Raw genomic sequence first — 16,817 nt, forward strand, 5'->3', positions numbered from 1 at the left:
CGGCTGGGGCGCTCGGGCGCGGAGGTCGTGGGGGAGGAGGCACCCGAGTCGGGCCGCGTCCTGCCCGGCTGCGTGTACGGCGTCGACGGCTTCTCGGCGATGTCCGAATCCGCGCCCGTGGACTCCGGCGCCGTGGCCGCCTGTGCCCGGTCACCGGACTGCTGGTCCATCACGGACACCGTGAGGCCGCCTCCGACGAGTGCGACGGCGGTCGCCACCACGGCCCGGCGCTGGTTCTTCTTCCAGCGGGCCCGCTGGCGACGCCGTGCCGCCCGTCCCTGCGGGGCGGACGGCACGGGTGCGAGGTCGTCGTCCGGATCGGTCCGCGGGTACTCGCTCATGGCCGCCGTGATCGCTGCCCCGCCGGCCGTGGCGTGCGGCCGGTCGTCGTGCCACGTGTCCGCCGGGGCGGCATCCCATGCGGGCGGTGTGCCCGCACTCGTCGAGGTGGCCGGGACGGTGTGCCCGCCGGCGGTGATCGGGGCGATGTCCGGGGCATAGGCACCGCACCCTGGACACACCAGGGCGCCATTGAGATGCCGGCGGCAGGAGGAGCAGTAGTCCATCGGGGGTCTTCCTGGGTTGACGCACCGTCGACCCTCCGGGCCGCGGCCCGGGCACGTTCGTACGTGGGATCGAGCGGCCTGCAACGCTAACGAGGCTTTCGAGGGACTGTGTGCAGTCTGTGTGAGACTCCTGCGCGGGTTCTTCGGGGGGTCTGTGGGTTACAGCGGTGTACCGCGCCCGGCCGGAGCGGGTTCACCGGGGACCGTGCTCCGGTTGGACCGCTTCGTGTCCGTTGAGTGCCTCGGCCATCTGGCGCTGCGTCTGCTCGGCCGCCACGCGGGCTTCCTCCACGACGTCACCGCGCTCACGCACCAGGCTCTCGTAGACCGGCAGATGATCGTTTCGGGTTGAACTGGGTATCACTGGGCTGGTCCTTCTTCGTGTCGTACCCGGATGAACGAGCGGTGTCGATACGGCCATTCAACCGGCCGGGCCGAGATTCGCACGCAATTATGCCCGTCAATTGGCGAGGCAATCCCGTGGCCCGGTCCGGTGGACAAATAGCGGCGGGCGGAACGCAATTGAGGAGAACGCGAAGTAATTCTGTGCCCGTGGTGAAAACATTCTGCAGCGGTCCATTCCGTGTGTGCCGCGTGTACCTGACTGACGCGCCTCGGTGGCGGGGAGGGCGGCCACCCGGGCCGTACCGGCGCGCACGCGGGCGTACGCGGCGCACCGGTGGGCGGCGGGCCAATGGCTGAGAAAAACGCTTGGACCCGGGGGGTGCCGTCGCGGGACGATTCGGTTCCAGTTGGCACACAACACCACAGGGTTGGAATGGAAACGCCCGAATCGCGAGAGGTTCCGCGGAGCAGGGGCTCGGTGCTCCTGGCACTCCGTTACTACGGACGGGAGTTGGCCCGGCTACGGTGGCTGACGGTACCCGCGATGCTGATGCCCGCACTGGGCAACATCGGCATCAACTACATTGCGCCGCTGATCGTCGCGAAGCTCGTCGGCCGCATCGCCGGTGACGCCGGTATCGACCTCGGCTCGACGCTGCCGTACGTTCTCGGCTTCGCCGGTGCCCTGCTGCTCGCGGAAATACTGTGGCGCATCGGCCTGCACTGTCTGAACCGCCTTGCCGCCCGCGGTATCGAGCGGCTGTACGTGGTCGGCATGGACGAGCTGTTCGCCAAGGACGCGGCGTTCTTCCACGACAACTTCGCCGGGGCGCTGACCAAGCGGGTGCTGAGCTTCGCGTCCCGCTTCGAGGAGTTCGTCGACACCCTGACGTTCCAGGTCGTGGCCAGTCTGGTGCCGCTCGTGTTCGGGTCGGTGGTGCTGTGGCGCTATGAACCGCTGCTCGTTGTCGGTCTCTTGACGATGATCGCGTTCACGGCGCTGCTCGTGGTGCCCCTCATCCGTCGCCGTCAGGCGCTCGTCGACAAGCGCGAGGAGGCGATCGCCAGGGTGGCGGGCCACGTCGCCGACAGCCTGATGAACATGGACACGGTCCGGGCGTTCGCGGCCGAGGAACGGGAGGCGGCCGAGCACCGCTCCCGCGTCGCGCAATCGCGGCGGCTCACGCTGAGGTCGTGGGACTACGGCAACCTGCGCATCGACACGCTGGTCGCGCCCATGTCCGTACTGACCAACGCGCTCGGTCTGTTGCTCGCGGTCGCGCTCGGCGGGGGGCGGCTCGGCGTGGAGGCGGTCGTGGTCGCCTTCACGTACTACACGAACGCGACGCGGATCATGTTCGAGTTCAACCAGATCTACCGTCGCCTGGAGAGCGCGATGACGGAGGCCTCGCAGTTCACCGAACTGCTGCTGGCGCCGCCGACCGTGCTCGACCCCGCGACACCGGCGCCGCTGCCGGGGGCCGCCGACGTCCGCTTCGAGCAGGTGACCTTCGCCCACGGGGGCGCGGAGCCGCTCTTCGAGGACCTCGACCTGGCCGTGCCCAGCGGGACGAAGATCGGCCTCGTCGGACGGTCCGGCGGCGGCAAGACCACGCTCACCCGGCTGCTGCTGCGGATGACGGACATCGACGCCGGCCGGATCCTGATCGGTGGCCAGGACATCAGCAGGCTGCGCCAGGCCGACCTGCGTGGTCTGATCGCCTACGTGCCGCAGGACCCCGCGATGTTCCACCGCACGCTGCGGGAGAACATCGCGTTCGCCCGGCCGGACGCCACCGACGCCGACATCCGCCGGGCGGCCGAGGCGGCGCACGTCGCGGAGTTCGCCGACGCGCTGCCGGACGGCTTCGACACCATGGTGGGCGAGCGCGGTGTGAAGCTGTCCGGCGGACAGCGCCAGCGGGTCGCTCTCGCCAGGGCGATCCTGCGCGACGCGCCGATCCTGCTGCTCGACGAGGCAACCAGCGCGCTGGACTCCGAGAGCGAGATCCTCGTCCAGGAGGCGCTGTGGCGGCTCATGGAGGGACGGACGGCGCTCGTGGTGGCGCACCGGCTGAGCACGGTCGCCACCATGGACCGTCTCGTCGTCCTCGACCGCGGACGGATCATCGAGCAGGGCACGCACCAGGAACTGCTCGCGTCGGAGGGCGCGTACGCGAAGCTGTGGCAGCACCAGTCGGGCGGCTTCCTCGACGAGGACGCCATCGACCCCCTCGGCGACCCTCTCGACGGCAGCCCCGCCCGGGCCGACCTGGTCTGAACGCGAGGCGGTCGCGTGTCAGGGGGCGAAGACCTGGGAGTCGTCGGCGAACGCCTTGAACTCCAGGGCGTTGCCGGCCGGGTCGAGGAGGAACATGGTCCACTGCTCGCCGGTCCGCCCCTGGAAGCGGACGTAGGGCTCGATGACGAACTCTGCGTCCGCCGCGCGCAGCCGGTCCGCCAGCTGCCGGAACGCGGGGACCGTGAGGATCAGTCCGAAGTGCGGCACGGGTACGTCGTGGCCGTCGACCGGGTTGTGTATCCGCTGGGCGCGCTCCGGCGAGAGGTGCGTGACGAACTGGTGGCCGTGCAGGTTCCAGTCCACCCAGGTGTCCGAGCTGCGGCCCTGCTCCAGGCCCAGCACCTCGCCGTAGAAACGGCGGGCGGCCGCCAGGTCGTCGACCGGCATGGCCAGATGGAAGCGCGGGATCGGGGAGTCGAGAACGGTCATGGACGTCTCCTGCCTCTCGGCGACGCGGGTTCGGCCCCCGCCTTCGAAGATTGTCCAGGGTCTCGTCAACGGTCCGGCTTAAGACGAGCAGCCGTGTCGCCCGCCTGTAGGCGGCGGACGGCATCTGTCGGTGATCTGTCGGCGGCCGCCGGGATCTTGGGGATGTGGGCTTGGGCCATGAACACGTGGCCCGTCCACCACCAGATCGTCCCGAGCGCGAGGAGCGTGCCATGTCGTCCGCAGTCCAGTCCCGGCCGTGGTCCGTTCACCGGCTCCCGCGTGCCGACGCCAAGACCTTCCTGGTCACCGGCGGCAACGCGGGCATCGGGTACTTCGTCGCCGAGCAGCTCGCCGGCACCGGCGCCACGGTGGTGCTCGGCAGCCGTGACGCGGCCAGGGCCGAAGCGGCCATGGCATCCATCCGCTCCCGTGTCCCCGACGCCCGCGTACGTCATCTGAGGCTGGACCTCGCCGACCTGTCCTCACTGCGGGCCTGTGTGGACGCCCTGGAGGTGGACCGCCTGGACGCGGTGGTCCACAACGCCGGGGTCCTGATCGAAGAGCCGGAGCGCCGGGAGACCGCGGACGGCAACGAGTGGATGTTCGGCATCAACCACCTCGGGCACTTCGCGCTGACCGGATGGCTCGCGCCCCTGCTGGCGGCCGCCCCCGCCGGCCGTGTCGTCACCACCGGAAGCTTCACGGGCAAGTCCGTGCGGCTGGACCTGGCCGACCTGCAGAGCACCCGGGACTACCAGCCCAAGCGCACCTACTCCCGCTCCAAACTCGCGCAGATGCTCTTCGGCTTCGAGCTCGACCGCCGGCTGCGGGCCGCCGCGAGCACGGTGTCGAGCGTGGTGACCCACCCCGGCGGCGCGCTGGACTCCCTGACTCCCGAACGCGCGGACGTACATCGGCGCACCACCGGCGAACGGCTGCGCGGCCTGCCCGCCGGTCTGCTCGTCCAGGGCAAGGAGCACGCCGCGTGGCCTGCCGTACGGGCCGTTCTCGACCCGTCCGTGAGCGGCGGGCAGCTGTGGGGACCCCGGGTGTTCGGCCTGCGAGGCGTGCCCGGACTCGAACCGGTCGGCGACCGGCTGGCCGACCGGGATGCCGCGGCACGTCTGTGGGAGGCCAGCCGCGACCTGACCGGGGTCGATCCGACCTTCGGGCCCGGGTGACTGTGCACCCTGTAACTGGGTAGCCGCCCGACCGCTCAAGGAGTTCGTCGGTGGCCCGCGAGGCCGGCCAGTGGAGGTCTTGGCCGGGTACCTGGCTGCTCCGCGGGCCGGAGGCATCCGGACGAGTGGCCCGGCTCACATGGCGCGGGGCGGGCGGGGCCGACACGATGGTGCGCGTCACCGGGCAGGCTGAAGGGATCCAAATGTTCCGCAAGGTGCTGGTCGCCAACCGTGGTGAGATCGCTATTCGCGCGTTCCGCGCCGGCTATGAGCTGGGCGCGCGAACCGTGGCCGTCTTCCCGCACGAGGATCGCAATTCACTGCACCGGTTGAAGGCGGACGAGGCTTATGAGATCGGGGAGCCGGGACACCCGGTGCGGGCCTACCTCTCCGTGGAGGAGATCGTCCGCGCGGCGCAGCGGGCGGGAGCGGACGCGGTCTACCCGGGATACGGGTTCCTGTCCGAGAACCCCGACCTGGCGCGCGCCTGCGAGGAGGCCGGCATCACCTTCGTCGGCCCGAGCGCGGACACGCTGGAGCTGACCGGCAACAAGGCGCGCGCGGTGGCCGCCGCCCGCGCGGCAGGCGTACCGGTGCTCGGCTCCTCGGAACCCTCCACCGACGTGGACGAACTCGTGCGCGCCGCCGAGGACATCGGATTCCCGGTGTTCGTCAAGGCCGTCGCGGGCGGTGGCGGGCGTGGCATGCGGCGGGTCGAGGAGCCCGCCCAGCTCCGCGAGTCCATCGAGGCGGCGTCCCGCGAGGCGGCGTCCGCGTTCGGCGACTCCACGGTGTTCCTGGAGAAGGCCGTCGTCGAACCCCGTCACATCGAGGTGCAGATCCTCGCGGACGGGGAGGGCAATGTCATCCACCTCTTCGAGCGCGACTGCTCGGTGCAGCGCCGCCACCAGAAGGTGATCGAGCTCGCCCCCGCGCCGAACCTCGACCCCGAGCTGCGCGACCGGATCTGTGCCGACGCCGTACGGTTCGCCCGGGAGATCGGCTACCGCAACGCGGGCACCGTGGAGTTCCTCCTCGACCGCGAGGGCAACTACCACTTCATCGAGATGAACCCGCGCATCCAGGTCGAGCACACGGTGACCGAGGAGGTCACCGACGTCGACCTCGTGCAGTCCCAGCTGCGCATCGCCTCCGGCCAGACCCTGGCCGACCTCGGGCTCTCCCAGGAGACCGTCACCCTGCACGGTGCCGCACTTCAGTGCCGTATCACCACCGAGGACCCGGCCAACGGCTTCCGACCCGACACCGGCAGGATCAGCGCCTACCGCTCGCCCGGCGGTTCGGGCATCCGGCTGGACGGCGGAACCACCCACGCCGGTACGGACATCAGCGCGCACTTCGACTCGATGCTGGTCAAGCTCACCTGCCGGGGACGCGACTTCAGCACCGCGATCGGCCGGGCCCGGCGTGCCGTGGCCGAGTTCCGCATCCGCGGCGTGGCCACCAACATCCCCTTCCTGCAAGCGGTGCTGGACGACCCGGACTTCCGGGCCGGCCAGGTCACGACGTCGTTCATCGAGAAGCGCCCGCACCTCCTCACGGCCCGCCACTCCGCCGACCGCGGTACGAAGCTCCTCACCTACCTCGCCGACGTCACGGTGAACAAGCCGCACGGCGAACGGCCCGAGCTGAGCGACCCCGTCACCAAGGTGCCGCCCGTGTCGGCCACGGAGCCGCCCGCCGGGTCCCGGCAGCGGCTCGTCGAACTCGGCCCCGAGGGCTTCGCCCGGTGGCTGCGCGAGTCACCGGCCATCGGCGTCACCGACACCACGTTCCGCGACGCCCACCAGTCGCTGCTCGCCACCCGGGTGCGTACCAAGGACATGCTCGCCGTCGCGCCCGTCGTGGCGCGGACCCTGCCCGAGCTGCTGTCCCTGGAGTGCTGGGGCGGCGCCACCTACGACGTCGCGCTCCGCTTCCTCGCCGAGGACCCCTGGGAACGCCTGGCCGCGCTCCGAGAGGCCGTGCCGAACATCTGTCTGCAGATGCTGCTGCGCGGCCGCAACACCGTGGGCTACACGCCGTACCCGACCGAGGTGACCGACGCCTTCGTGCAGGAGGCCGCGGCGACCGGCATCGACATCTTCCGGATCTTCGACGCGCTGAACGACGTCGGGCAGATGCGGCCCGCCATCGACGCCGTACGGGAGACGGGAACGGCGATCGCCGAGGTCGCCCTCTGCTACACCTCCGACCTGTCCGACCCGTCCGAGCGGCTCTACACCCTGGACTACTACCTCCGCCTCGCCGAGCAGATCGTCGAGGCAGGGGCCCACGTCCTGGCCGTCAAGGACATGGCGGGCCTGCTGCGCGCTCCGGCCGCCGCGACCCTCGTATCGGCGCTGCGCCGCGAGTTCGACCTGCCGGTGCACATCCACACCCACGACACCGCGGGCGGCCAGCTCGCCACCTACCTCGCCGCGATCCAGGCCGGCGCGGACGCGGTCGACGGCGCGGTGGCCTCGATGGCGGGTACCACCTCGCAGCCCTCGCTGTCGGGCATCGTCGCCGCGACCGACTACACCGAGCGGTCCACCGGGCTGAGCCTCCAGGCCGTGGGCGACCTGGAGCCGTACTGGGAGAGCGTCCGCAAGATCTACGCACCCTTCGAGGCGGGCCTGGCCGCGCCGACCGGGCGGGTCTACCACCATGAGATCCCCGGCGGGCAGCTCTCCAACCTGCGCACCCAGGCGGTCGCGCTCGGCCTCGGCGACCGCTTCGAGGAGATCGAGGCGATGTACGCAGCCGCCGACCGCATCCTCGGCCATCTGGTGAAGGTCACCCCGTCCTCGAAGGTGGTCGGTGACCTCGCGCTCCACCTGGTGGGCGCCGGCGTCTCACCGGCGGACTTCGAGGCGACCCCGAACAGGTTCGACATCCCCGACTCCGTCATCGGCTTCCTCCGCGGCGAGCTGGGCAACCCGCCCGGCGGCTGGCCCGAGCCGTTCCGCACCAAGGCCCTTGAGGGCCGCGCCGCCCCCAAGCCCGTCGAGGAACTGACCGCGGACGACCGCGAGGGGCTGGTGAAGGAGCGCCGGGCGACACTCAACCGGCTGCTGTTCCCCGGGCCGACGCGCGAGTTCGAGACACACCGTCAGACCTACGGCGACACCAGCGTGCTGGACAGCAAGGACTTCTTCTACGGGCTGCGCCCCGGGACGGAGTACGCGGTCGACCTCGAACAGGGCGTACGGCTGCTCATCGAGCTGGAGGCCGTGGGCGAGGCCGACGAACGCGGGATGCGTACGGTGATGTCCGCCCTGAACGGCCAGTTGCGGCCCATCCAGGTGCGCGACACCTCGGTGGCCTCCGACGTCCCGGCGACGGAGAAGGCCGACCGGGCCAACCCCGGCCATGTCGCCGCGCCGTTCGCCGGAGTCGTGACGCTCGCGGTCGCCGAGGGCGACGAGGTGGCGGCCGGCGCCACGGTGGCCACCATCGAGGCCATGAAGATGGAGGCCGCGGTCACCGCCTCGAAGGCCGGAACGGTGTCCAGGCTGGCCATCAACAAGATCCAGCAGGTGGAGGGCGGCGACCTGCTCGTCGAGATCGGCTGAATCGGCTGACCCTCCCGACGGTTTCGGCCGGAGGGTTGGGAAGGTTCGGAGGGGGCCCTGGGGCGGCTCGCCGCTGGGTAAGGATCCCCGGCGAGCCCATGGGCGCGTACCTCCACCGCCCCGTGAGGATCACTGCCGGGCGGTGAGTCAGGGGATCACTGCCGGGCGGTGAGCCAGCCGGTGTCCGCCCAGACCGCCGTCGGCGGGATCCGGTCCGCGTGTCCGGCGTCCTTCTCCAGCCGCGCGCGGACGCTCTCGTGCACATGCGCGCCCTGCGGAAGTCCACGGCGCCGGTAGGTGAGCAGGGCCCAGATCCAGCCCATCCGGTGCACCTTGCCCAGGGCGTCCTCGGGCACGAGGGTCACCTCGCGCTCGTAGGCCCGGGGCTTCAGGAGGAGACGTGCTTCGGGCTCGCCGTCCCGTGCTTCGAGGGCGCCGTCCACGACCCACTTGAGGGCGATCGCGGCGAGCCGGGGATCGTCGTCGAAGGTCCCGCCGACGTCGGAATGGACCCCGGCGAACCACACCTGCTCGACCGTCGACGGCACGGCCTGCTTCTTGTCGCCGTCGGCGGGGGTGACGAGGTACTCGCGGTAGGGTCTGCGCTTCTCGTCGATGGACACGGCGTGGCGGATGCGGCGGACGTTCGGGGCCTGACGGGTGTACGGCCAGCGCAGGTTCCAGCGCAGGAGGCCCGCGGCCTTCACGGAGTCCCAGATCCCCAGGTACTCGACCCGGATGCCGACCCGCCCGTCGACCGCGTTGCTGAACGCGCCCGCGAATCGGTGGAGTTGGTCCCAGTCCTGCCGCGTCCAGTCCTTGTTCCTCGCGTAGACGGACACGGCGTACGGGACGAGGTTCTCCATGCCGGGCCGCATCAGACCGACCGCCTTGAGCATGCCCACGAGGGCGCGGGCCGTGTAGGCGCCGCGGCTGAAGCCGAACACGTAGATGCGGTCGCCCGGTTGGTAGTGCCGCATCAGATAGGTGTAGGCCTCGGCGAGGTTGGTGCGCATTCCGGAGCCGAAGGCGAGACCGAGGAGTTTCGACAGATGCCGGCCCAAGGGTGTCCAGGCGCCCGCGGCCGAGAACGTGCCGACACCGGGGTCGTAATAGGCGATCTGCCGGGCGGGATCGGTGAGGTCCAGCATTTCGTAGAGCCGGACGACATTGGTGTTCCCTTTCGCCTTCAACTGATTGCCCGTGCCGTCCAGACAGACGACGAGATTCTTGGCCATGGGGCGCCTCACGTTCACCGAGGAACCGGTCACTGGTGGCATAGCGGGACATATTGAATGTCTCAGGAATATAATAGGGAAAATGCTGCCTTCGGGCACGCTCCGGTGCGGTACAGGGGTTCCGGAGGATCCATGGCCGGTTCCGTGGTCCACCTCGATGAGCACGCCGGTTCTCCGTGCACCCACGCACTGGTCATCGGCGTCGGCAAGTATCCCCATCTCGCCGGGGGCGAGGCACCGGTCGCCGATTCCGACGGAATGCGGCAGCTCAGTTCGCCGCCCATCTCCGCCCGTACGCTCGCGACCTGGCTGCTGGCCGAGTACCACGACCCCGGGCGACCGCTCGGCAGCGTCGCCCTGCTGCTCAGCGAGGAAACGCCGACCCCGTTCGTGAACCCCCGCACCCAGCAGGCCCACGAGGTCGAGACCGCCACCATCGACAACATCCTCACGGCGGTCACCCAGTGGTACGACCGCGGTGACAGCCATGTCGACAACCGGCTCGTCTTCTACTTCTGCGGCCACGGAGTCTCGCAGGGCGACGACATGGCGCTCCTGGCCGCGGACATCTTCGCCGACGAGCACAACCCCCTCAACAGCGCACTGGACTTCGCGGGCCTGATGAACGGCCTCAAGCGGTGCAGGGCCAGCGAGCAGGTGTTCTTCGTCGACGCATGCCGGTCCAACTCCGATGTCCTCATCGAGCGTTCGGGCGCGCGCTTCGCGGGGCGCTCCCCGCTCGGCGCCGGGACCCGGCCCCTCGATCTGCCGCGCCGCTTCCACATCCCGTACTACGCCACCCTGTCCGGCGACCGCTCGCACGCGCGGCCCGGTCAGGTGAGCCTGTTCACCGAGGCCCTCCTGAAGAGCCTCGCCGGCGCCGCGAGCGACGATCCCGAGGGCGACTGGCGGGTCGACACCTCCGACCTGCTGAAGGCCATCGACCACTTCATGCGCCAGCCGCGGTTCGCCGGGGCCGTGGCGGGCGTCCAGGTCCCCTCGGTCGGCGAACTGCCCGTGTTCGTCCTCCACCAGTTGCCAGGACCGCCGGTCGTCCCGGTGTACGTCGGCTGCGATCCCGCCGAGGACAACGCCGAGGCCGAGTTCGTCTGCCGTGAAGACGGTCTCGAGCGGCTGCATCGGGCCGCGGGCGAGGTCGACGGCGAGGATCCGGAGAGCGAGTGGGCCATCGAACTGTGCTTCGGGGACTACGACTTCGAGGCCCGGCTCGGCGACCAGGACGTGCGGACGAAGTCCGTCACCGTACGTCCGGTGTTCCGCCGCGTGAAGTTGGAGAAGCCATGAGCGCGGGCCTGAGCGTGAACGTCGAGTTGAGCCTCCACGAAGCCGACCTCGCCGACGGGGCGAAGGTGGTCGGCAACATCTACCCGTCCGAGGGCAGCGGCCCCGGTCACCGCGCCGTCCTCTTCCCCTGCGGGACCACGGCACCTCCGGCGCGGTTCGAGGTCGCCCCCGGCCACTACATCGTGTCCGCCACACTGCCCTCCGGGGTCGTGCTCTCCAAGGACGCCGAGGTGGCGGACGGCGAGGAGAAGCAGGTGACGCTCCGCCCGGCGGCCTCGCCCTTCGAGTCGCACTCCTGGCAGCACCTCATGGGCAACATCGAGTCCTACGGGGCTTACCACGACGGAGCCCCGATCCCCGTGCCCCGCTCCCTGGGCTCACGGTCCGGGACCTGGGAGCGCGGCGCGTTCATCGAACCCGGACACGCGGCCTGGGTGGGCGACCCGAAGCCGACGAGCTGGCAGTTCCCGTCGATGCTCCGGCTGACCGACGGGCCCGCGAAGCAACTGGTCGCGTTCGAGATCGCCCGCTCCGAACCGCACTCCGTCGCCAGTCTCGAACTGGGCGACGCCGCCGCGCGGCTGTACCGCTTCGGCGAGCACGGCCCGGTCGACGAACGGGGCGGACGCACGCTCGACGTGCCCCTGGGCCCACGCCAGTTCCTGGTCGTCTCGCTGGCCGGCAGCGAGTACGTCGTCACCCTGCCCGCCCCCTGGGGCGCCGCGCAGATCGAGGTCCTCGTCAACGAACGGCAGAGCCCGACCGGCAGCGCCGTCTCGGTGTCCGTACGCGACAGCCGGGTGGGGCCCGCCCTCGCCTACATGGCCCGGGGCGCCTTCGACGCGGCGGCGACGCTGGTCAGGGACGCGGAGACCATGCTCTACGGAGAGATGACCAACCCGCTCGCGGCGGTGGCGGGCGCCTACGTCCTCGTCGGCAGCGAGCTGACCGAACAGCCGCACCGCTGGGACCCGTGGCTGTCCCGGCTGCGGCGCGAGTTCGACTGGATGAGCGACGGATCCCTGCTCTGGGCCATGCGGCACCTGCGCCGGGCCCACACCGAGCCCGAGCGGGAGGCGGCACGGGACGCCCTGGTCGAGGCCTTCGACCGCGGAGTGCCGGTCTTCACCCTGGGCCTGAGCCGCCTCATCCACGGACTCTCCGAGTTCCCCGACGACCCCGGCTGCGCCGCGCGGCTCGAACAGGCCCGCCGCCTGTCGTGGCGTGTCGACATGCGCGAGCCGTTCGTGATCGTCGCTCTGCGAGGGAGACAGCAATGATCCGGTTCACGATGATGCCCGGCGAGGACGGCGACTGCCTGCTCCTGGAGTACGGCGACGGCGGCTTCGTACGACGGATCCTCGTCGACGGCGGCCGCTCGGGAACGTACCCGCTGATCAAGCCCACGCTCGCCGGGCTCGACGGTCAGGTCGACGTCCTCGTCGTCACCCATGTCGACCAGGACCACATCCTCGGCGTGCTCGCCCTGCTGGACGACCTCGACCGGTCGGTGGAGTTCGGGGACGTGTGGTTCAACGGCTTCGACCACCTCCTCGACACCGAGGGGTTCGGCGCCCAGGACGGGGAGAAGCTCACCAGCGCCCTGCTGGAGCAGAAGGTGCCGTGGAACGACGCGTTCGGCGGACGCAGTGTCGAGGTCGGCCGAGAACTCGCGTGGTTCGACGACGGATCCACGATGGACGTGCTCTCACCCGACCGCAGGCAACTGGAGAAGCTGGCGCCCGCCTGGACCGCGGAATGCGCCAGACACGGTCTGATCCCCGGCCGGGATCCCGAGGAGAACGCCCCGGTCCCGGGCTTCGAGCACTTCGGGGGCGTCAACGTGGACCGGCTGGCCGCGTCGGTGTTCAAGCCCGACACGTCGAAGACGAACGTGTCGAGCATCGGTCTGCTCTTCGAGTTCGAGGACAAGCGGGTCGTCCTCACCGGTGACGCCGACGACCGCCGGCTCGTGGCGTCGATACGGCCCCGGGCCGAGGCGGAGGGCGGACGGATGCACGTCGACCTCCTCAAGGTCGCCCACCACGGAAGCGACTACAACCTCTCGAACGAACTCCTCGACCTGATCGACTGCGACCGCTACCTGATATCGACCAGCGGCGCGCGGCACGACCACCCCAACGAGATCGCCATCGCCCGGATCCTCAAGCACGGCGGAGCCGAGAAGGAACTCGTCTTCAACTACCGCGACCGTGCGGCGCTGTGGGACGTCACGGGCCTGAAGGATCGCTTCGGCTACACCGTGACCGCCCCGGCACCGGACGAGCCGGACGGGTTCGTCGCTCTCGAACTCTGAGGACGGGCGCCGGCCGTCAGGACAGGTGGCCGATGTGCGCGAGGGCCTGCTTGAGGAGGGCTCCGGTGCCGCCCGGCATCTCGTTGATGACCACGGGCGACGCGGCCTCCTCGGGGCTGAACCAGACCAGGTCGAGAGCGTCCTGCCGCGGCCGGCAGTCACCGGACACCGGGACGATGTAGGCGAGGGACACCGCGTGCTGGCGGGGGTCGTGGAACGGCGTGACCCCGAGCGTCGGGAAGTACTCGGCGACGGTGAAGGGCTGCAGCGAGGCCGGGACGCGGGGGAGTGCGACCGGGCCGAGGTCCTTCTCCAGGTGGCGCAGCAGGGCGTCCCGCACCCGCTCGTGGTGCAGCACCCGGCCGGAGACGAGCGCGCGGCTGACCGTCCCGTCCGACCCGATGCGGAGCAGCAGTCCGATGCTGGTGACTTCGCCGCTGTCGTCGACGCGGACGGGGACGGCCTCCACGTACAGGATCGGCATGCGTGCGCGCGCCTGCTCCAGTTCGTCGTGCGGGAGCCAGCCGGGCGTGGTTTCGGTCATGTCAGACATTGGTTGATCATACTTTCAGGGTCTCCAGTAGCGAGCGTGTCGCGTGACACAGCCGGGGCCGAGGTCACACGCGCGACACGGCAGGACCGGGGATCACGGTTCGCCCGTGGCCCCGGCCCTCTGTATACATCCGCCGGGTTCCTCGTGGACGTCGTCAGGACGTCGGCTCGGTGACCTTCGTGGCCGTGTCGCCGTCGACCGCCGCGCCGAGCTGCGGGACCAGACGCTCCAGCATGTACGGCAGGCTCAGCACCGACACGAACGAGACGGCGTTGCCGAAGTCGCCCGCCTCCTTGACGAAGACCTCGCGCCCCTGCTTCACCGCGTTCAGGTCGGCGTAGAGGGCGTTCTTGTGGAGCGCGGCCGCGTCCTTGGCCGTGTCGCCGACGATCCACACGATCGCGTCGGTGTCCAGCAGGTCGGTGCGCTCCTTGCTGATGTCGGCCCCGAACTCGTCACCGATGACCTTGTCCAGGTCCTTCGGCAGCTCGAAGCCGAGGTCGGTCAGGATGCGCGAGCGCGGATCCTGGCTGCCGAAGACGAAGATGCCCTCGTACGGGGTCGCCATCACGCCGGTGGACTCCGCGAACTCGGGATTGTCCTCGGCCGTGGTCGCGATGTCGTCCTGGACGCCCTTGACCAGGTCCTTCGCCCTGCTCTCCTGACCGAGCGCCTTGCCGATGATCCCGGTCTGCTTCTGCCACGGCACACCGAAGTCGTTGTACTCCTTCGGCTGGGCCACGACCGGGGCGAACTTCGAAAGGGTCGTGTACTGGTCCTTCGTCAGACCGCCGTAGACCGCGAGGATCAGATCAGGTCGCAGGGCTGCGATCTTCTCCGTCTGCGGGCCCGTGCCGGTGTCCTTCAGCACGGTCGGGGCCTCGGCGCCGCCCAGCTTGTCGGCGGCCCATGGACCGATGGCGCCCTTGTAGTCGCCGAGCCAGTGGGTGGTGCCGACGGGCACCTTGCCCAGGGCGAGCACGGGGTCCTGGTCGGTCAGCCCGACCGTGACGATCCGCTTCGGCTCGGACTTGATGGTGGTGCTGCCGTACTTGTGGGCGATCGTCACCGGGAAGGCGCCGCTCGCGGACCCGGACGAGTCCGAGCCCGCCTCGGAGCTGTCGTCCTCGGAGCCGCAGGCCGCGGCGGTGGAGAAGAGGAGGAGTGCCGACGCGAGCGCCGCGACGAGGCGTGTGCCTCTTCTGGAAGAGCCGGGCATCAGTCGTCCTTCAGGGTCGTGGTGTCAGGGCGGCGGTGCGTGGGGGTCTGGTCGGCCGTGGTGCGGGTGCCGGACCACGCCTCCCACAGGGAGGCGTGGACGCCGGCCGCCGCGCACAGCTCGTCGTGGGTGCCGCTCTCCACGATCCGGCCGGACCGGTTCCCGCAGGACGTCCCGCCCCGTCGGATATGAAGGACTCACCCGTGTCCCTCCGGGATCGAACGCGGAAAAGTTAGGTGAGGCTGCCTTGAGTTAATGGGTATTGCCCGGTGAGGGAACGGGGAACCGACGGCGGCCGTGCGGGTGGGACGGCACGTGGATCCGTGCCGTCCCACCCCGGCCGTCGGGGCCTCTCAGCCGGCTCGCGCGGTGAGGCCGTCCGCCAGGTCGTCCGCGCGGTGGGCGAGCAGGGAGTCGAGGATCTCGCCGGACCGGACCGCCGTGGTGGACAGCAGGGTCGAGGTGAGTCCGTGCGTGTGCTCGGTCGCGCCCTGCAGATAGATGCCTGCCGTCACGTCGGGCGTGAGCTCGACACGGTGATCGCGCCCGACGCGTACCGCGTCCTTGTCGTCCCGCAGGCAGAGTTTCGCGGTCCTGCCCAGGAGGGTGTCGAGATCCCTGGGGCGGTAGCCGGTCGCGTGGACGAGCACGTCCGCGGAGATCACCTCCCGTTCCCCGGTGGGGAGATACTCGACGGTGACCTCAAGGTGGTCGTCGAGGCTGCGTACGTCCCGGATGCGGGACACGTTGCGCAGGCGCAGCCGCTCACGGCCCTGCACCTTCTCGCGGTACATCGTCGCGTACAGCGACTCGATGAGATCCATGTCGACCACCGAGTAGTTGGTGCTGCGGTGGTAGTCGACCAGGGACTGCTTCACCTCCGGTTTGGAGCGGAAGTAGACGTCCACGGCCTCCGGGTCGAAGATCCGGTTGGCGAACGGGCTGTCGTCGGCGGGCGTGTACCCGTACTTGGCGAAGATCGCGCAGATCTCCGACTCGGGGAAGGACTGGTGCAGATAGTCAACGGCCTCGGCCGCGCTCTGGCCCGCGCCGAGCACCAGGACACGGCCCACCGGGGTGCCGGAGTCGTTCAACTCACTTACACGCGGAACGAGTTGGCTGTTGTGCCAGATGCGGTCGGACAGGGCGGTGTCCGGTGGCAGGTGCGGCTCCAGACCGACGGCCACCGAGATGTTCCGGGCCCTTCGTGTGATGGTCCGCTCAGGGGAGCCGGGCACGCGGCTGACCACGTCCAGCCAGCGGACCTCCCCGTCGGGGCCGGTCACCGGGTCGACCGACACGACCTCGTCGGAGTAGTCGACGAGGTGGGCCACCCGGGCGGCGGCCCACTCGAAGTACTCGTGGAACTCGATCCGCAACGGGAACAGCGTCTTCGCGTTGAGGAAGTCCACCATCCTGCCCCGCTCCCGCAGGAAACACAGGAAGCTGAAGTCGCTGGTCGGGTTGCGCATGGTGACCAGGTCCTTGAGAAAGGACACCTGCATCGTGGCGTCTTCGATGAGCATTCCCCGGTGCCAGCCGAACGACGGCTGGCGCTCCAGGAATCCCGCGCGGATCCGGTGCTCCGGGGCGACTTGGGCGTTGTGTTCCTCAACCGCAATGGCCAGTGCGAGATTTGACGGCCCGAAACCTATACCGAGCACGTCAAGGATGGCGTCCGGCTCGTCATGCAGTGCGTTCACCGCAACTTTCCTTCCCCTAGGCGCCACTGATGTTAAATAAGGTTAGCCTTACCTTGCAATGGTGTGTCCTAGGAGAGGATC

At 70.0% G+C, this 16,817-nt stretch carries 13 protein-coding genes and 1 pseudogene; 7 read left to right on the forward strand and 7 right to left on the reverse strand.

What is annotated here, in order from left to right:
• Positions 1-566 (reverse strand): annotated as a pseudogene (locus O3Q52_RS03665) (hypothetical protein); the annotation flags it as partial.
• Between the two features lie 226 nt (positions 567-792).
• Between O3Q52_RS03665 and O3Q52_RS03670 the strand changes: the two are divergent.
• Together O3Q52_RS03670 and O3Q52_RS03675 are read left to right on the forward strand one after the other, a co-directional pair.
• Positions 793-918, forward strand: a complete 126-nt coding sequence (locus O3Q52_RS03670) for a hypothetical protein (RefSeq protein WP_269647311.1) — start codon at positions 793-795, stop codon at positions 916-918.
• Positions 919-1,344: 426 nt separating this feature from the next.
• Complete coding sequence (locus O3Q52_RS03675; RefSeq protein WP_269647312.1) at positions 1,345-3,192, forward strand: ABC transporter ATP-binding protein; 1,848 nt, start codon at positions 1,345-1,347, stop codon at positions 3,190-3,192.
• An 18-nt stretch (positions 3,193-3,210) separates the two neighbouring features.
• Here the strand turns inward: O3Q52_RS03675 and O3Q52_RS03680 are convergent, their stop codons facing one another.
• Positions 3,211-3,642: a VOC family protein gene (locus O3Q52_RS03680; RefSeq protein WP_269647313.1), complete on the reverse strand. Its 432-nt coding sequence runs from the start codon at positions 3,640-3,642 to the stop codon at positions 3,211-3,213.
• Between the two features lie 230 nt (positions 3,643-3,872).
• Between O3Q52_RS03680 and O3Q52_RS03685 the strand changes: the two genes are divergently transcribed.
• Together O3Q52_RS03685 and O3Q52_RS03690 are read left to right on the forward strand one after the other, a co-directional pair.
• On the forward strand, positions 3,873-4,823 hold the full coding sequence (locus O3Q52_RS03685) for an SDR family NAD(P)-dependent oxidoreductase (RefSeq protein ID WP_269647314.1): 951 nt from the start codon (positions 3,873-3,875) through the stop codon (positions 4,821-4,823).
• 203 nt (positions 4,824-5,026) lie between these two features.
• On the forward strand, positions 5,027-8,401 hold the full coding sequence (locus tag O3Q52_RS03690; protein ID WP_269647315.1) for a pyruvate carboxylase: 3,375 nt from the start codon (positions 5,027-5,029) through the stop codon (positions 8,399-8,401).
• Positions 8,402-8,556: 155 nt separating this feature from the next.
• On the opposite strand, the gene O3Q52_RS03695 is transcribed toward O3Q52_RS03690, so the two are convergent.
• Positions 8,557-9,639, reverse strand: a complete 1,083-nt coding sequence (locus O3Q52_RS03695; RefSeq protein ID WP_269647316.1) for a DUF2235 domain-containing protein — start codon at positions 9,637-9,639, stop codon at positions 8,557-8,559.
• Between the two features lie 132 nt (positions 9,640-9,771).
• Here O3Q52_RS03695 and O3Q52_RS03700 point away from each other — a divergent pair, with 132 nt between their 5' ends.
• From O3Q52_RS03700 to O3Q52_RS03710, 3 genes are read left to right on the forward strand one after another with little or no spacing between them, the layout of a single operon-like run.
• Complete coding sequence (locus tag O3Q52_RS03700) at positions 9,772-10,944, forward strand: caspase family protein (protein ID WP_269647317.1); 1,173 nt, start codon at positions 9,772-9,774, stop codon at positions 10,942-10,944.
• Positions 10,941-12,224: a hypothetical protein gene (locus O3Q52_RS03705; protein ID WP_269647318.1), complete on the forward strand. Its 1,284-nt coding sequence runs from the start codon at positions 10,941-10,943 to the stop codon at positions 12,222-12,224. Before O3Q52_RS03700 ends, O3Q52_RS03705 begins: the two co-directional genes overlap by 4 nt.
• Complete coding sequence (locus tag O3Q52_RS03710; protein ID WP_269647319.1) at positions 12,221-13,261, forward strand: ComEC/Rec2 family competence protein; 1,041 nt, start codon at positions 12,221-12,223, stop codon at positions 13,259-13,261. The genes O3Q52_RS03705 and O3Q52_RS03710 overlap by 4 nt, the downstream gene beginning before the upstream one ends.
• Positions 13,262-13,277: 16 nt before the next feature.
• Here O3Q52_RS03710 and O3Q52_RS03715 read toward each other — a convergent pair whose 3' ends face one another.
• The 4 genes from O3Q52_RS03715 to O3Q52_RS03730 form a co-directional block, all read right to left on the reverse strand.
• Positions 13,278-13,805, reverse strand: a complete 528-nt coding sequence (locus O3Q52_RS03715; protein ID WP_055612524.1) for an NUDIX hydrolase family protein — start codon at positions 13,803-13,805, stop codon at positions 13,278-13,280.
• Between the two features lie 163 nt (positions 13,806-13,968).
• Complete coding sequence (locus O3Q52_RS03720) at positions 13,969-15,033, reverse strand: iron-siderophore ABC transporter substrate-binding protein (RefSeq protein ID WP_269647320.1); 1,065 nt, start codon at positions 15,031-15,033, stop codon at positions 13,969-13,971.
• On the reverse strand, positions 15,033-15,176 hold the full coding sequence (locus O3Q52_RS03725) for a hypothetical protein (protein WP_269647321.1): 144 nt from the start codon (positions 15,174-15,176) through the stop codon (positions 15,033-15,035). Before O3Q52_RS03725 ends, O3Q52_RS03720 begins: the two co-directional genes overlap by 1 nt.
• A gap of 210 nt (positions 15,177-15,386) precedes the next feature.
• Positions 15,387-16,736 (reverse strand): lysine N(6)-hydroxylase/L-ornithine N(5)-oxygenase family protein, encoded by a 1,350-nt coding sequence (locus tag O3Q52_RS03730; protein WP_269647322.1) that lies wholly within the window; start codon positions 16,734-16,736, stop codon positions 15,387-15,389.
• Positions 16,737-16,817: the final 81 nt, after the last annotated feature.

This window comes from Streptomyces sp. ActVer, from assembly GCF_027270795.1.
Classification (GTDB): domain Bacteria; phylum Actinomycetota; class Actinomycetes; order Streptomycetales; family Streptomycetaceae; genus Streptomyces; species Streptomyces umbrinus_A.

Excerpts from the sequence above, each read along its gene's own strand:
- O3Q52_RS03715 (WP_055612524.1), bottom strand. The coding sequence starts at position 13,805 with ATGACCGAAACCACGCCCGGCTGGCTCCCGCACGACGAACTGGAGCAG.
- O3Q52_RS03675 (WP_269647312.1), top strand. The coding sequence starts at position 1,345 with ATGGAAACGCCCGAATCGCGAGAGGTTCCGCGGAGCAGGGGCTCGGTG.
- O3Q52_RS03690 (WP_269647315.1), top strand. The coding sequence starts at position 5,027 with ATGTTCCGCAAGGTGCTGGTCGCCAACCGTGGTGAGATCGCTATTCGC.
- O3Q52_RS03685 (WP_269647314.1), top strand. The coding sequence starts at position 3,873 with ATGTCGTCCGCAGTCCAGTCCCGGCCGTGGTCCGTTCACCGGCTCCCG.
- O3Q52_RS03700 (WP_269647317.1), top strand. The coding sequence starts at position 9,772 with ATGGCCGGTTCCGTGGTCCACCTCGATGAGCACGCCGGTTCTCCGTGC.
- O3Q52_RS03680 (WP_269647313.1), bottom strand. The coding sequence starts at position 3,642 with ATGACCGTTCTCGACTCCCCGATCCCGCGCTTCCATCTGGCCATGCCG.
- O3Q52_RS03695 (WP_269647316.1), bottom strand. The coding sequence starts at position 9,639 with ATGGCCAAGAATCTCGTCGTCTGTCTGGACGGCACGGGCAATCAGTTG.
- O3Q52_RS03705 (WP_269647318.1), top strand. The coding sequence starts at position 10,941 with ATGAGCGCGGGCCTGAGCGTGAACGTCGAGTTGAGCCTCCACGAAGCC.
- O3Q52_RS03710 (WP_269647319.1), top strand. The coding sequence starts at position 12,221 with ATGATCCGGTTCACGATGATGCCCGGCGAGGACGGCGACTGCCTGCTC.
- O3Q52_RS03720 (WP_269647320.1), bottom strand. The coding sequence starts at position 15,033 with ATGCCCGGCTCTTCCAGAAGAGGCACACGCCTCGTCGCGGCGCTCGCG.